General features: G+C 59.4%; 12 protein-coding genes. 7 read left to right on the top strand and 5 right to left on the bottom strand.

Annotated features, from left to right (window positions below; translation table 11 throughout):
- Nucleotides 1-50 precede the first annotated feature (50 nt).
- From hspQ to HCK86_RS03175, 3 genes are all read right to left on the bottom strand, one after another.
- On the bottom strand, nt 51-380 hold the full coding sequence (hspQ, locus tag HCK86_RS03185) for a heat shock protein HspQ (RefSeq protein ID WP_176083044.1): 330 nt from the start codon (nt 378-380) through the stop codon (nt 51-53).
- A gap of 155 nt (nt 381-535) precedes the next feature.
- Entirely contained in the window at nt 536-1,945 is a 1,410-nt protein-coding gene (glnA, locus tag HCK86_RS03180; RefSeq protein ID WP_176083043.1) for a type I glutamate--ammonia ligase, read from the bottom strand.
- A gap of 69 nt (nt 1,946-2,014) precedes the next feature.
- Nucleotides 2,015-2,353, bottom strand: a complete 339-nt coding sequence (locus HCK86_RS03175) for a P-II family nitrogen regulator (protein ID WP_176083042.1) — start codon at nt 2,351-2,353, stop codon at nt 2,015-2,017.
- A 346-nt stretch (nt 2,354-2,699) separates the two neighbouring features.
- On the opposite strand from HCK86_RS03175, the gene HCK86_RS03170 reads away from it, so the two are divergent.
- Nucleotides 2,700-4,163, top strand: coding sequence for an NAD(P)H-hydrate dehydratase (locus HCK86_RS03170; protein WP_176083041.1), 1,464 nt, complete (start codon nt 2,700-2,702; stop codon nt 4,161-4,163).
- A 171-nt stretch (nt 4,164-4,334) separates the two neighbouring features.
- A complete protein-coding gene (locus HCK86_RS03165) occupies nt 4,335-4,781 on the top strand; it encodes a type II toxin-antitoxin system RatA family toxin (protein WP_176083040.1) in 447 nt (148 codons plus the stop codon).
- Here the strand turns inward: HCK86_RS03165 and HCK86_RS03160 are convergent.
- Both HCK86_RS03160 and HCK86_RS03155 read right to left on the bottom strand, forming a co-directional pair.
- On the bottom strand, nt 4,772-5,272 hold the full coding sequence (locus tag HCK86_RS03160; protein ID WP_176083039.1) for a CinA family protein: 501 nt from the start codon (nt 5,270-5,272) through the stop codon (nt 4,772-4,774). The genes HCK86_RS03165 and HCK86_RS03160 overlap by 10 nt on opposite strands.
- The gene (locus tag HCK86_RS03155; RefSeq protein WP_176083038.1) at nt 5,269-6,480 is read right to left on the bottom strand and encodes a bifunctional 2-C-methyl-D-erythritol 4-phosphate cytidylyltransferase/2-C-methyl-D-erythritol 2,4-cyclodiphosphate synthase; all 1,212 of its coding nucleotides are present in this window, start codon (nt 6,478-6,480) and stop codon (nt 5,269-5,271) included. The genes HCK86_RS03160 and HCK86_RS03155 overlap by 4 nt, the downstream gene beginning before the upstream one ends.
- Before the next feature lie 147 nt (nt 6,481-6,627).
- Between HCK86_RS03155 and dusB the strand changes: the two genes are divergently transcribed.
- The 5 genes from dusB (at nt 6,628) to HCK86_RS03130 (ending at nt 14,123) form a co-directional block, all read left to right on the top strand.
- A complete protein-coding gene (gene dusB, locus HCK86_RS03150; protein WP_176083481.1) occupies nt 6,628-7,650 on the top strand; it encodes a tRNA dihydrouridine synthase DusB in 1,023 nt (340 codons plus the stop codon).
- Complete coding sequence (locus tag HCK86_RS03145; protein WP_176083037.1) at nt 7,647-8,780, top strand: nitrogen regulation protein NR(II); 1,134 nt, start codon at nt 7,647-7,649, stop codon at nt 8,778-8,780. Before dusB ends, HCK86_RS03145 begins: the two co-directional genes overlap by 4 nt.
- Before the next feature lie 20 nt (nt 8,781-8,800).
- Nucleotides 8,801-10,258 carry a nitrogen regulation protein NR(I) gene (ntrC, locus tag HCK86_RS03140; RefSeq protein ID WP_176083036.1) on the top strand — a complete coding sequence of 486 codons (1,458 nt, stop codon included), beginning with the start codon at nt 8,801-8,803 and terminating at the stop codon, nt 10,256-10,258.
- Between the two features lie 201 nt (nt 10,259-10,459).
- A complete protein-coding gene (locus HCK86_RS03135; RefSeq protein ID WP_176083035.1) occupies nt 10,460-12,769 on the top strand; it encodes a PAS domain-containing sensor histidine kinase in 2,310 nt (769 codons plus the stop codon).
- Complete coding sequence (locus tag HCK86_RS03130) at nt 12,759-14,123, top strand: sigma-54 dependent transcriptional regulator (RefSeq protein WP_176083034.1); 1,365 nt, start codon at nt 12,759-12,761, stop codon at nt 14,121-14,123. Before HCK86_RS03135 ends, HCK86_RS03130 begins: the two co-directional genes overlap by 11 nt.
- Nucleotides 14,124-14,183 lie beyond the last annotated feature (60 nt).

The following is a 14,183-nucleotide window of genomic DNA, read 5'->3' as shown; positions in this document are numbered from 1 at the left end:
TGCTTCCTGCTAAAAAAAGAGCCGGTCTAGGCCGGCTCTGATCCAGTTTGTCAGTGTGCCACCGCGTGGCGGGGCGTGAAGTGGCCCGTCTCATTCGTCTGAAACATCTCCTCAAGCCTCGGATTGCTCAAGGGCTCTCCACTGCGGTCGTTTTCGATATTGCTCTCTGCAATATAGGCGAGGTAGCTTCCCTCGTCATTTTCCGCGACCAGCGTATAGAAGGGCTGGTTCTTGTCGGGACGAAGCTCCAGCGGCAGCGAGCGGTACCATTCCTCTGTGCGGGAAAAGACCGGATCGACATCCAGAACAACGCCGCGCAGCGGAAGTGAACGGTGAGACACAACATCACCAATGCAGAATTTCGCGTTCCGTATTTCCATGGTTTTTCCTTTCATCAATTGATATGGCGATGAAAAGCCCGAAAACAAGAGCTGATAGCGGTGTCAGTACGCGTTGCTGCACGATCGAAGCGCTCAACAAAAAAAACCGGCCGCTTGAAGCGGCCGGTTTCCGGAATTGTGAACTGATCGAAAGATCAGACCGAATAGTACATGTCGTATTCGACCGGATGCGGGGTCATTTCGAAGCGCTGAACTTCTTCCATCTTCAGGTCGATATAGGCGTCGATCTGGTCGTCGTCGAATACGCCACCGGCGGTGAGGAATTCGCGATCCTTGTCGAGGCACTCAAGCGCTTCGCGCAGCGAGCCCGAAACGGTCGGGATTGCCTTGAGTTCTTCCTTCGGCAGGTCGTACAGGTCCTTGTCCATGGCATCGCCAGGATGGATCTTGTTCTTGATACCGTCGAGGCCAGCCATCATCAGGGCAGCGAAAGCGAGGTAGGGGTTCGCGCCCGGATCGGGGAAGCGGACTTCAACGCGCTTTGCCTTCGGCGAGGAGCCGAACGGAATACGGCAGGAAGCCGAACGGTTGCGGGCGGAATAGGCCAGCAGAACCGGAGCTTCAAAGCCGGGGACCAGACGCTTGTAGGAGTTGGTCAGCGGGTTGGAGAAGGCGTTGATGGCCTTGGCATGCTTGATAACGCCGCCGATGTAATAGAGGCAGGTTTCCGACAGGCCGGCATATTCATCACCAGCAAAGGTCGGCTTGCCGTCTTTCCAGATCGACTGGTGAACGTGCATGCCCGAGCCGTTGTCGCCATAAACCGGCTTCGGCATGAAGGTTGCGGTCTTGCCATAGGCATTGGCAACCTGGTGGACGCCGTACTTGTAGATCTGGGTCTTGTCGGCCATGCGGGTCAGCGTGTCGAAGACCATGCAGAGTTCGTGCTGGGCAGCAGCAACTTCGTGGTGATGCTTTTCAACGACGATGCCCATTTCAGCCAGAACCGTGAGCATTTCCGAGCGCATGTCCTGAACGGAGTCGACCGGCGGGACCGGGAAGTAACCGCCCTTGGTGCGCGGACGATGGCCGAGGTTGCCGGTTTCATAGTCAGCATCGTTGTTGCTGGGCAGCTCGGTGCTGTCGACCTTGAAGCCAGTGTTATAGGGGTCAGTGGCGAACTTGACGTCGTCGAAGACGAAGAATTCCGGCTCGGGGCCGAAGAATGCGGTGTCGCCGATGCCGGTCGACTTCAGATAGGCTTCAGCCTTCTTGGCCGTGCCGCGCGGATCGCGGTTATAGGCTTCGCCGGAGAGCGGCTCAAGAACGTCGCAGAATACGACGAGCGTGGACTGCGCGAAGAAGGGGTCCATGTGGGCGGTTGCCGTATCGGGCATCAGCACCATGTCGGACTCGTTAATGGCCTTCCAGCCAGCGATCGACGAACCGTCGAACATAACGCCATCTGCGAACATGTCTTCGTCGACAGCCGAAACGTCCATCGTCACGTGCTGCAGCTTGCCCTTGGGGTCGGTAAAGCGCAGGTCGACGAACTTGACGTCGTTGTCCTTGATTTGTTTCATAATATCTGCTGCGGTCGTCATTAACGTTTTCCTTGCATGTGATGACGATATGATTTCCCCGCCTTGAAAAAGGTGGAGGGAAGGCTCGGATTAGATGGCGTCTACCCCGGTTTCACCGGTTCGGATGCGAACTACACCCTCGATGTTGGAAACGAAGATCTTTCCGTCGCCGATGCGTCCGGTCTGAGCGGCATTGCGGATAGCCTCGATAACGGCGTCCACATTCTCGTCGACCAGTACAACCTCGACTTTTACTTTCGGCAGAAAGTCGACGACATACTCAGCCCCGCGATAGAGCTCGGTATGTCCTTTCTGGCGCCCGAAGCCCTTTGCTTCGGTAACTGTAATGCCTTGCAAGCCGACTTCCTGAAGGGCTTCCTTCACTTCGTCCAGCTTGAAGGGCTTAATGATCGCTTCGATCTTTTTCATGAGAAAATTTCTCTCCGCTTCTCCCGTTGAAGCAGGCATGGACCCGCTCGGACAGACAGATGCAGTTTGTGTGCCAGTTTCACACCAGCTCACGCAGCTGCCGCAGAAAATGCGGTATCATCCCCCAAGCCCGGTGCCTCGTTGATTCAAGACGCTTAAACAATCATCAAATAGCGGGTAAGCGTCAAGTGGTCATTCGCGTGATTGACATGGCTTTGATATGGCAGGCTTTTTATGTCAAAATTCGTGACTAAATTATGAGCATCTGATTATCGCTTGTTCACAGTCTGCGTGCAGACTGCCTGTTTTGCAAGCGGGGTGAAGAAAAGGGAAATCGGAGATCGCGATGCAGATTCTCACACCTGAGGAAATGGCGGCAGCCGATAGGCTTGCAGCGCAAAGCGGCATTGATAGTTTCGGCCTGATGGTCAAGGCAGGGCATGCCGTCGCGGCCGCAGCTCTGCGTCACTTTCCCGCAACTCGGCGGGCCGTCGTCTTCTGCGGGCCCGGCAACAATGGCGGCGATGGCTATGTCGCGGCCAGTGTGCTGGCGGATTCTGGCGTTCCTGTCGCGCTGTTCCATCTGGGGGATCCGGCGCGGCTGAAGGGCGATGCTGCGATTGCGCGCAATAGCTGTAATCTTGAAAGCCGTGATATTGCCGCCTTCCTGCCGGAGGCGGGGGATCTGATCATCGATGCGCTGTTTGGTGCGGGTCTGTCGCGGCCTCTGGGCGGCGCAGTTGCGGCGCTGATCGAGACGGTGCGGACGAGCGGTACGCCGGTGCTCGCCGTCGATCTGCCGTCGGGCCTGTGCGGGCGGCGTGGCATCATTCTCGGCGCAGCATTCGAGGCAACGCGAACGATAAGCTTCATGGCGCCGAAGCCCGGTCACTATCTGCTGCCCGGTCGATCATTATGCGGTGCTGTCGACATCGCCGATATCGGCATTCCCCGGCGGATCATCGATCAGGCCGCCGGACGCTGGGTTCTGAACGGACCAGAGGCATGGTGCAGCCTGTTGCCGAGGCCGGGGGCGGAAAGCCACAAATACAGCAAGGGGCATCTGGTCGTCTTTTCCGGACCCCGCCATGCGACGGGTGCGGCCCGGCTCGCGGCGCATGCCGGGCTGAAGGCCGGAGCCGGTCTTGTGACCCTGGCCGTCCCTTCGCAGGCGGCAGATATTGCCGCCGCGCATGAGACGGCCATCATGCTGCGCAGCATGGATACGGTGGATGCGCTGGAGCGCTTTGTGGAAGATCGAAGGCTCTCAGCCTTCGTTCTCGGTCCAGGCTTTGGCGAGGCGGCGAGGGCGCGCGCCTTTGTCGCGGTTCTGGCCGGTCGGCCACTGGTTCTGGATGCCGACGGGATCTCGGCCTTTGCCGGCGAGCGGGATCGGCTGTTCACGTGTCTGAAGAGCGGGGCGGTGCGCACGGTCATGACGCCGCATGAGGGCGAGTTTCGGCGGATGTTCCCCGAAATCGCCGCGGACCCTGAGGCGGGCAAGGTTGAGAAGGCGCTCAGGGCTGCGGCCCTTTCCAATGCGGTCTTATTGTATAAGGGGGCCGACACCGTCATCGCCGCGCCGGACGGGCGCGCAGCAATCAACGCCAATGCACCGCCATTTCTGGCGACCGCGGGGTCCGGTGATGTGCTGGCCGGGGTGATCGGCGGTCTCATGGCCCAGGGCGTTGCCGCCTTCGAGGCAGCCTGTGCGGGGGCCTTTCTGCATGGCGAGGCCGGAAACCGTGCTGGTCGCGGGCTTTCTGCGGAAGATCTGGCTGCCAACCTGCCGCCGATCGAGGCGCTTTGATAAAACGGCGATGTCTTTCCCTGGCAATCGGCAGGAAGCAGATGTGTTGATCTTGAAATTTCGCGCTATATCTGTGATTGCGGTCACGTGTCGCAATTTTGCAGGCGCTGCGTCGCCAGAGACTTGCGCATGGGACTTGCGTTTAGAGTGACAGATCATTAGCTGGAAGACATGCCGGAATATAAAACCACCCGCCACGTTAAGCACTCGGCCGAGCGAATGTTCGATCTCGTTGCCGATATCGAACGCTATCCCGAATTCGTGCCGCTCTGCGAAGCGCTGATCGTGCGTTCCCGCCGGGAGCGTGATGGCAAGCAGCTCGTGATCGCGGACATGACGGTCGGCTACAAGGCCATCCGCGAAACCTTCACCACCCAGGTGGCGCTGGACCGGCAGATTCGGCGTATCGACGTCAAATATGTCGACGGGCCGTTCCGCTTTCTCGATAACCAGTGGCTGTTCGAGGATAATGGCGAAAACGCCTGCGATGTGAAATTCTACATCAATTACGAGTTCAAGAACCGGTTGCTCGGCGGGCTTATGGGGTCGATGTTCGACCGTGCCTTCCGCAAATTCTCCGAAGCATTTGAGGTTCGGGCCGACAAGATCTATGCCTGAGCGAGCGCCTCGAGCATGCCCAGCGCCGATCTGACGGTCGCCCGGCGGATCGCCGCGCGGCCGATATCGCCATAACGGCTCTCGATATGGTGGACATGTCCGGCGCGGTTCCGGGCGACGAGGTGAACGAGGCCGACGGGCTTTTCATCCGTGCCGCCGGTCGGGCCGGCAATACCGGTCACGGCAATCGCCATCCGGGCATTGGAGCGCCAGAGCGCACCGCTTGCCATCTGCAGCGCAGTTTCACGCGAGACGGCACCATATTGGTCGAGAATGGCTTTCTGGACGCCGAGCATCTCCATCTTCGCCGCGTTGGAATAGGTGACGAAGCCACGATCGACAACCGCGGACGAGCCTGAGATTTCCGTCAGCGCAGCAGCGATCAGGCCGCCGGTGCATGATTCAGCCGTTGCGATCATCGCGCCGGTGCGGCTGCAATATTCGATCAGAACGCGGGCGCGCTCCTCCAGGTCTGGATCGAGAATACTCATTCAGGCTCTCCGTAGTGCACCGAGGCGGTTGCGATCGCCGCTATGCCTTCCCTCCGGCCGACAAAGCCGATGGTTTCGTTGGTGGTTGCCTTGACCGAAGCGCGTTCGAGCGCAATGCCGAGGCATTGGGCGATGTTCTCGCGCATGGCAAGGCGATGCGGGCCGATCTTCGGGGCCTCGGCAATCAGCGAAACATCGGCATTCAGGATGGTGCCGCCTTTGGCGCGGACGATCCCTGCCGCATGTTCGAGAAAGATCCTGGAGGCCGCGCCACGCCATTGCGGATCGGATGGCGGGAAATGATCGCCGATATCGCCTTCACCGCAGGTGGCAAGAAGCGCGTCGGTCAGGGCGTGAAAGGCGACGTCCGCATCCGAATGACCGGACAACGTCATATCGTGAGGAATAAAGACACCGCAGAGGGTTACGCCATCACCTTCAACCAGTTTGTGAACATCATAGCCATTACCGGTGCGAATATCGGGAATGGTTGCGGAGGACAGTTTCTCATCGGCCATGGCGATATCCCGCTTCAGTGTGAGTTTGACATTGTCGGCAAGGCCTTCGACCAGGGTCACCGGCAGGCCCGCCCATTCGGCAATGCCGGCGTCGTCGGTAAAGTCCAGTTTTCCGGCCGCGAAGGCTTGCTCATGGGCCTGCCGGATGGCCGGATAGGCGAAGGATTGCGGTGTCTGCGCCGCATAAAGCCCGTTGCGTGGCACGGTCTCGGCAACCGTTCCATCCTCGGCGCGGCGCTTCAGCGTATCGGCGACGGCTATCGCCGGCAGCACGGCGGGCGCGCCGCGCTTCAAGGCATCCGCAATACGCTCCAGCAGCGCGATGTCGAAAAAGGGGCGGACGGCATCATGAATAAGCACATGAGTCGCGCCGTACGGCTCGAGCGCGCGCAGACCGGCGAGCACGGAAAGCTGCCGTGTCGTACCGCCATGCACAAATGTGATGTCTTCCGCACCTGCGACAATAGCGCGCGCTGCAGCAAACAGGTTCTCATCATCCGGGTGGATGACGACGACGATGCGTCCTTTGGCCTGGCGCCAAGATGAAAACACTGAAAGCGTGTGGGAGATAACGGGTTTTCCGCCGATCGGGCGATATTGTTTGGGCCCTTCCTCGGGGGCGCCGGCCCTTTCACCGCGTCCGGCGGCGACGATGATGACGGCGGGCTGAAAGCTTGATCCGGGTTGCATGGCCGATAAAAGTCCGAGAAAATGATTCCTGTTGGCGCCGACGTTACAGTGATAGCGTCATATTTCCAGCGTTTGCCTAAAATTTGTGTATCGCAACCGAATTCACTTGGCAGATCGGATCATTTTGTCTAAAAATAGGGCAAAATAATTGACTGCGTGAAAGATAGTCATTTGCACAAATTCAACCCTTCCGACACATTTGAAATCGGTGGCGTGACACTTCGCAACCGGGTGGTCCTTGCACCCATGTCCGGTGTGACGGATCTTCCCTTCCGGCAGATCGCCTGGCGCTACGGGGCCGGTCTGGTCGTGACCGAGATGATTGCCAGCCGGGAACTGACCTTTAATACCGCCGAAAGTTGGGCAAGGCTCAAGGGTGCCGGTCTGAAGCCGCATATGGTTCAGCTTGCGGGCCGGGAGCCTGCCTTCATGGCGGAGGCGGCGCGGATCTGCGAAGGCGAGGGCGCTGACATCATCGATATCAATATCGGCTGTCCGGCGAAAAAGGTCACCGGCGGCTTCACCGGTTCGGCGCTGATGCGCGAGCCGGAGCGTGCCATTGCCCTGATCGAGGCAACCGTTCAGGCCGTCAAGGTGCCGGTGACGGTGAAGATGCGGCTTGGCTGGGATTCAGACAGCCTGAATGCGCCTGAGCTTGCTCATGCCGCTGAAAAAGCGGGTGCACGCGCCATCACGGTTCACGGGCGGACCCGGATGCAGTTCTACAAGGGCCGGGCGGACTGGGATGCGATTGCCGCTGTTGCAGACCGGCTGACGGTGCCACTGATTGCCAATGGCGATGTCGAAACCGAAGCAGATGTATCGGAGATTGCGCGCAGATCGGGCGCGACGGCGGTAATGCTCGGTCGCGGCTGCCAGGGGCGGCCCTGGCATGCCGGGGTGCTGGCCGGGCATTCAGGGCCTGATGCCGCCGAGACGAGGGCGATTGTACTGGAACATTACGAGGCGATGATGGCCTTTTACGGTTCCCACGTCGGCGTGCGGCATGCCCGCAAACATGTGGCGTGGTATCTGGAGCGCCTGGCTCCTTCGCTTGATGATGGTCGGAAGGCCGAAATCATGACGGCACGGGACCCCGGTTTCGTGCTCAGACAGCTTGAAGATATTCTTGGCGATCAGGGCGCCACGGAAGGCAGGAAGGCCGCATGAATATGAAGAAGAACGGTCTCGGTGACGCAGTGCGGCCGGAAGATTCGCTCGCCGCCGACGTGCTGAATGCAATCCAGAACCCGGTGGTGCTTGTGGATGAGCAGGGGCATATCACTTACGCGAACTGGGAGGCCGAAGTGTTTTTCGGCGCGAGCGCGGCGCATCTCGCCCGTCAGCCGCTGTCAAAATATATCCCCTTCGACAGCCCGCTTCTGTCGCTGATCTCTCAGGTGCGCGGGCGCCGTGCGCCGGTCAATGAATATCGCGTCGATCTGTCGTCGCCGCGGCTCGGTCAGGACAAGCTGGTCGATATCTATGTCGCCCCGGTCGGCGACCAGGGATCGGTGGCGCTGGTGTTTCAGGTTCGCTCGATGGCCGACAAGATTGATCGCCAGCTGGTACATCGGGCTGCTGCCCGTTCGGTCACCGGACTTGCCGCGATGCTGGCCCATGAAATCAAGAACCCGCTGTCAGGGATACGCGGCGCCGCACAGCTTCTGGAAACCAATGCCAGTGATGACGACAGGGCGCTGACCCGGCTGATCTGCGACGAGACCGACCGTATCGTGTCGCTTGTAGACCGGATGGAGATCTTCTCTGACGAGCGGCCGATCGATCGGGTGCCGCTCAACATCCACTCGGTGCTTGACCATGTGAAGGCGCTGGCTCAGGCCGGATTTGCCCGGGATATCAAGATCATCGAGAATTACGATCCGTCGCTGCCGCAGATCTATGCCAATCGCGACCAGATGGTGCAGGTGTTCCTGAATCTGGTGAAGAATGCTGCCGAAGCCGTTTCCGGCAAGCCGGATGCCGAAATCGTGCTGACAACGGCCTATCGGCCGGGTATCCGTCTTTCCGTAGCCGGTTCACGCGAGAAGATTTCGTTGCCGCTGGAATTTTGCGTGCATGACAATGGACCTGGTGTTCCGCCAGATCTGATGGCACATCTTTTCGATCCCTTTATCACGACGAAACCGAACGGAACGGGGCTCGGTCTTGCTCTTGTTGCCAAGATCATTGGCGGCCATGGTGGCATAATCGAGTGCGAAAACCAGAGCAGCCGCACGACATTCCGTATTCTGATGCCGGTTTCGAAAGACGTCTCGACAGGCGCGATCACACAATAAGACAGACAGGACATTTTCCGATGACCGCTACCATTCTTGTCGCAGATGACGATGCAGCCATTCGCACCGTTCTCAACCAGGCACTGAGCCGCGCCGGTTATGATGTTCGCATTACATCAAATGCCGCAACGCTGTGGCGCTGGGTTTCATCCGGCGAAGGCGATCTGGTTCTCACCGATGTGGTGATGCCGGATGAAAACGCGTTCGATCTCCTGCCCCGGATCAAGAAGTCTCGCCCCGAGCTGCCGGTGATTGTGATGAGTGCGCAGAACACCTTCATGACCGCTGTCAGGGCGTCGGAGAAGGGGGCCTATGACTATCTGCCCAAGCCCTTCGACCTGACCGAGCTGATCGCGATTGTCGGCCGGGCGCTGTCGGAGCCGAAACGCAAGCCGGCACCCATGGATGATGACATGCAGGATGGCATGCCGCTGGTCGGGCGCTCTGCTGCGATGCAGGAAATCTACCGGGTTCTGGCGCGGCTGATGCAGACTGACCTGACGCTGATGATCACCGGTGAATCGGGAACGGGCAAGGAACTGGTGGCCCGTGCGCTGCATGACTACGGCAAGCGCCGCAACGGTCCGTTCGTTGCGATCAACATGGCCGCCATCCCGCGTGATCTGATCGAGTCGGAGCTTTTCGGTCACGAAAAGGGGGCCTTTACCGGTGCCCAGACCCGTTCTTCGGGCCGGTTCGAGCAGGCTGAAGGCGGCACGCTGTTTCTTGATGAGATCGGCGACATGCCGATGGATGCCCAGACCCGGCTTTTGCGCGTGCTCCAGCAGGGCGAGTATACCACCGTCGGCGGACGCACGCCGATCCGCACCGATGTCCGCATCGTCGCCGCCACCAACAAGGATCTGAAGCAGTCCATTCATCAGGGCCTGTTCCGTGAAGACCTCTATTACCGCCTGAATGTCGTACCGCTTCGCCTGCCGCCTCTGCGCGAGCGGACCGAGGACATCGGTGATCTGGTCCGCCATTTCGTCCAGAGCGGCGAGGCTGAAGGGCTTGGCGGCAAGCGCTTCGAGCAGGAGGCGATTGATGCGATGAAGGGCTATGGCTGGCCGGGCAATGTGCGCGAGCTTGAAAACCTCGTGCGGCGGCTGATGGCGCTTTATCCGCAGGATGTGATCACACGCGAGATCGTCGAACAGGAATTGCGTTCCGATCAGCCGGAAGCCCCCGTGGACAAGGCAAGCAGCCGCAATGGCATGCCGACAATTGCCCAGGCGGTTGAGGAAAATATGCGCAGTTATTTCGCCAGTTTCGGCGAAAGCCTGCCACCTTCGGGCCTTTATGAGCGGGTATTGAGCGAAGTCGAGTATCCGTTGATCCTTGCCGCACTGACTGCGACACGCGGCAATCAGATACGCGCCGCCGATCTTCTGGGGCTGAACAGAAACACCCTGCGCAAGAAGATCCGTGAACTTGGCGTTTCGGTTTACCGCAGCTCGCGCAGCGCGTCGTCATAAGTCGCTGCAGGGCTCGACAAAAATTCAGTGGCTGCGGTTGTGAACCGGAAGGATTTCCCGTCATGAATGGCGTGGTCGGCGGCATGGTCGTTGCATTTGTGCCACAATCTGTTGCATATAATCCACATATATCGTTGACGCGGCAGGCCTGATTCCGGTTCACCGCTCGATACTGGTGTTCAGTCTGGCAGACGGTGGGGCATGGCCGCTTCGGCAAGTGATAGTGATGATTTTCAGCAGCAGGATGCTGACGCGCGCGCGGATGAGCTCGATTATCGCCAGGGTACGGCGCGGGCTATCCTGCGCTCTCCGGGCATGGCGCTTGTTGGCGGCGCCCTGCTGATTGCGATAGCAACGCTGTTTATTTTGCTGGGGCTGACGCCGGTCAAGCCGACCGGACATGTGGTTGTCGGCCTCGTGGCAACCAATTCCCTTTCGGTCCTTGCGCTCATCTATCTGATCTCGAGCGAAGTGATCCGCCTGCTGAAGGCCCGCCGCCGCGGCCGCGCTGCCGCGCAATTGCACATTCGCGTTGTTCTGCTGTTCTCGATTGTTGCGGTGACGCCGGCGATCCTGGTGGCGATCTTCGCGACATTGACGCTGAATGCCGGCCTGGACCGCTGGTTCTCGATGCGCACGCAGGCGATCGTGGAATCATCGCTCAGTGTTGCCGAGGCCTATATGGAGGAGAATAACAGCATCCTTCAGGGGCAGACATTGTCGATGGCCAATGATCTGGAACGCAACCGCTCGCTTTATGTGCTTGATCGCAAGGGCTTTACCGATCTCGTGACGCGTCAGGCACGCGGTCGCGGCATGATGGGGGCATTTCTGGTACGCAGTGATGGCAGCGTGATCCTCCAGGCCGATATGGGGACGGGCGAACCGAAACTGCCGGATGTGCCCAAGGATGCGCTTGAGAAAGCCGCTGCAGGCCAGCCGACGCTCATTCCTTCGGGGCCGACCAATTTCGTCGGCGCCGTTGTCGCTCTTGAAGCGATACCGGGCAGCTATCTTTACACCATCCGCGCCGTAGACGCCAACGTCATGGGGGCGATGCGGATGATCAAGGACAACTTCACCGAATATCACACCATGGAGAAGGGGCGGCTGTCGCTGCAGATCGCCTTTGCTGTTCTTTACCTCGGTTTTGCTCTGATCGTGTTGCTGGCAGCGATCTGGACCGGTATCGCCGTCGCCGACCGGATCGTGCTGCCGATCCGGCTGCTGATCGGCGCGGCTGACCAGGTGGCCTCCGGTGATTTGCGGGTGGTTGTTCCCGTCCGCACGATTGACGGCGATGTCGGCCGGCTGTCGCGCACGTTCAACAAGATGGTTGCCGAGATTCGCGGCCAGCAACGCGAAGTGCTGCTGGCCAAGGACGAGATCGATGATCGCCGCCGGTTCATCGAGGCCGTGCTGTCCGGTGTGACGGCGGGCGTTATCGGCGTTGACGAGAACCGCGTCATCACCATCGTGAACCGCTCGGCGGAAGATATGCTCGCCCTCAACGAAGGCGAATTGTCGGGGCGCAAGCTCAAGGAAGTGGCACCCGAGATCGATATCGTCATGACAGCGGCGATGCGCCGGCGTCGCAAGAATTTCCTGCGTCAGGTCAACCTCATGCGCCACGGCAATGAGCGGACCTTGTCCGTTCAGGTGACGCGCGAAGAGGCCAATGATGTCGACAGTTCCTATGTCATCACGCTGGATGATATTACCGATCTCATCATCGCACAGCGGTCCTCCGCCTGGGCTGATGTCGCACGGCGCATCGCCCATGAGATTAAGAACCCGTTGACGCCGATCCAGCTTTCGGCAGAGCGGCTGAAGCGCCGCTTCGGCCGGCAGGTCGAAAGTGAGGACGACCGCAAGGTCTTCGATCAGTGTACCGACACGATCGTTCGTCAGGTTGGGGATATCGGCCGGATGGTCGACGAATTCTCGGCCTTTGCCCGCATGCCCAAGCCATCAAAATCGCAGGTGGATCTGCGTGAGATCCTGGTGGATGCCGTGTTTCTGAGGGAAATGGCGCAGAATGATGTGACCTTTACCCGTGAACTGGGCGACAAGCCGCTGAAGGGCTATTTTGATGGCCGCATGCTGGGGCAGGCCTTTGCCAACATTATCAAGAATGCCGTCGAGGCGATCGAAGCAGTTCCCGCTGATGAAATCGACGGTGAAAAGAAAATACTGGTGCGCGCCGGATATGACGCGGCGAGAGACCGTTTCGTTGTTGACATTATCGACAACGGAAAAGGCCTGCCCGTTGAAAACCGGCATCTGATACTCGAACCATATATAACCATGCGCGAGAAGGGGACGGGGCTGGGGCTGGCCATCGTCCGCAAGATTATCGAAGAGCATGGCGGTACGCTTGGCCTGCATGATGCGCCAGACGATTTTGCCGGTGGTCGAGGAGCTATGATCCGCGTGGAACTGCCCCACATCCAGGATGTGGAAGGCGGGCGTGAAGAAAAAGACAAGGAAGCAAAACAAGATGGCGTCTGATATTCTTGTCGTTGACGACGAAGCAGATATACGAGACATCGTTTCCGGCATTCTCTCCGATGAAGGTCATGAAACCCGTGTCGCTCATGACAGCGACAGCGCGCTAGCGGCGATTGCCGACCGCGTTCCGCGCCTTATCTTTCTGGATATCTGGATGCAGGGAAGCCGGCTCGATGGGCTCGGCCTTCTGGATGAAATCAAGGCCCGTCACCCGGATCTGCCGGTCGTGATGATTTCTGGCCATGGCAATATCGAAACGGCGGTATCGGCAATCAAGCGGGGGGCCTTCGATTTCATCGAAAAGCCGTTCAAGGCCGACCGGCTGGTGCTGATTGCCGAGCGGGCGCTTGAGAATTCTCGGCTGAAGCGCGAAGTCTCCGAACTGAAGCGCAAGAGTGGCGACCCGGAAGAACTGGTGGGATCTTCCCTGTTGATTTCTCAGCTGCGCCAGACGATCGAGAAGCTTGGGCCGACCAATAGCCGGGTGATGATCTTTGGCGGTTCGGGCAGCGGCAAGGAAGTCGCCGCACGCCTGCTGCACAGCCGCTCACTGCGCGCCGAAGGGCCGTTTGTCGCCGTGAACGCAGCAGCAATCACGCCGGAGAATATGGAAATCGAGCTTTTCGGTGTCGAAGGCGGCGGTGGCAATACCCGCAGGACCGGTGCGCTGGAACAGGCCCATCGCGGCACGCTTTATCTTGACGAAGTCGGCGAGATGCCGCGGGAAACCCAGAAGAAGATCCTGCGTGTGCTGGTCGATCAGCAGTTCGAACGTGTCGGCGGCAGCCGGCGGGTGAAGGTTGATGTTCGCATCATTTCCTCGACCGCGCTCAACCTGCAGCAGCGCATTGATGACGGCCTGTTCCGCCAGGATCTCTATCACCGTCTTGCCGTGGTTCCGGTGCGCATTCCAAGCCTTGCCGAGCGGCGCGAGGATATTCCCTTTCTTGTGGATCTGATCCTGCGTCAGCTTTGCGATCAGGCGGGCATCCGCCAGCGCAGGATCGGCGATGATGCAATGGCGATCCTTCAGGCGCATGACTGGCCGGGCAATATCCGGCAGCTGCGCAACAATCTGGAGCGGCTGATGATCCTGGCGCGTGACGAGGATGCCCAGACGCCGATTTCGGCTGATCTCCTGCCCGCGGATCTGTCCGACGTGCTGCCGCAGATCCAGGGCTCCGGCGATGCCCATATCATGACGTTGCCGCTGCGTGAGGCGCGGGAGCGATTCGAGCGGGATTATCTGATGGCGCAGATCAACCGGTTCGGCGGGAATATTTCCCGAACGGCAGAATTTGTCGGCATGGAGCGCTCTGCTTTGCATCGCAAATTGAAATCGCTTGGCATATAGATATGCTCCGGAAGCAGACGCGGCGATCGCGTCTGCTTCGACTGGCAAGCGACTGAACGT

The organism is Martelella sp. HB161492, assembly GCF_013184775.1.
GTDB lineage: Bacteria > Pseudomonadota > Alphaproteobacteria > Rhizobiales > Rhizobiaceae > Martelella.
Note: the sequence above shows the minus strand (reverse complement) of the source record. Positions and strands in the feature narration are given on the sequence as shown.

What these genes read in the sequence shown, in the direction of transcription:
- HCK86_RS03155 (WP_176083038.1), bottom strand. Translation starts at nt 6,480, where the DNA reads ATGCAACCCGGATCAAGCTTTCAGCCCGCCGTCATCATCGTCGCCGCC.
- HCK86_RS03175 (WP_176083042.1), bottom strand. Translation starts at nt 2,353, where the DNA reads ATGAAAAAGATCGAAGCGATCATTAAGCCCTTCAAGCTGGACGAAGTG.
- HCK86_RS03130 (WP_176083034.1), top strand. Translation starts at nt 12,759, where the DNA reads ATGGCGTCTGATATTCTTGTCGTTGACGACGAAGCAGATATACGAGAC.
- hspQ (WP_176083044.1), bottom strand. Translation starts at nt 380, where the DNA reads ATGGAAATACGGAACGCGAAATTCTGCATTGGTGATGTTGTGTCTCAC.
- HCK86_RS03165 (WP_176083040.1), top strand. Translation starts at nt 4,335, where the DNA reads ATGCCGGAATATAAAACCACCCGCCACGTTAAGCACTCGGCCGAGCGA.
- HCK86_RS03170 (WP_176083041.1), top strand. Translation starts at nt 2,700, where the DNA reads ATGCAGATTCTCACACCTGAGGAAATGGCGGCAGCCGATAGGCTTGCA.
- ntrC (WP_176083036.1), top strand. Translation starts at nt 8,801, where the DNA reads ATGACCGCTACCATTCTTGTCGCAGATGACGATGCAGCCATTCGCACC.
- glnA (WP_176083043.1), bottom strand. Translation starts at nt 1,945, where the DNA reads ATGACGACCGCAGCAGATATTATGAAACAAATCAAGGACAACGACGTC.
- HCK86_RS03145 (WP_176083037.1), top strand. Translation starts at nt 7,647, where the DNA reads ATGAATATGAAGAAGAACGGTCTCGGTGACGCAGTGCGGCCGGAAGAT.
- HCK86_RS03135 (WP_176083035.1), top strand. Translation starts at nt 10,460, where the DNA reads ATGGCCGCTTCGGCAAGTGATAGTGATGATTTTCAGCAGCAGGATGCT.
- HCK86_RS03160 (WP_176083039.1), bottom strand. Translation starts at nt 5,272, where the DNA reads ATGAGTATTCTCGATCCAGACCTGGAGGAGCGCGCCCGCGTTCTGATC.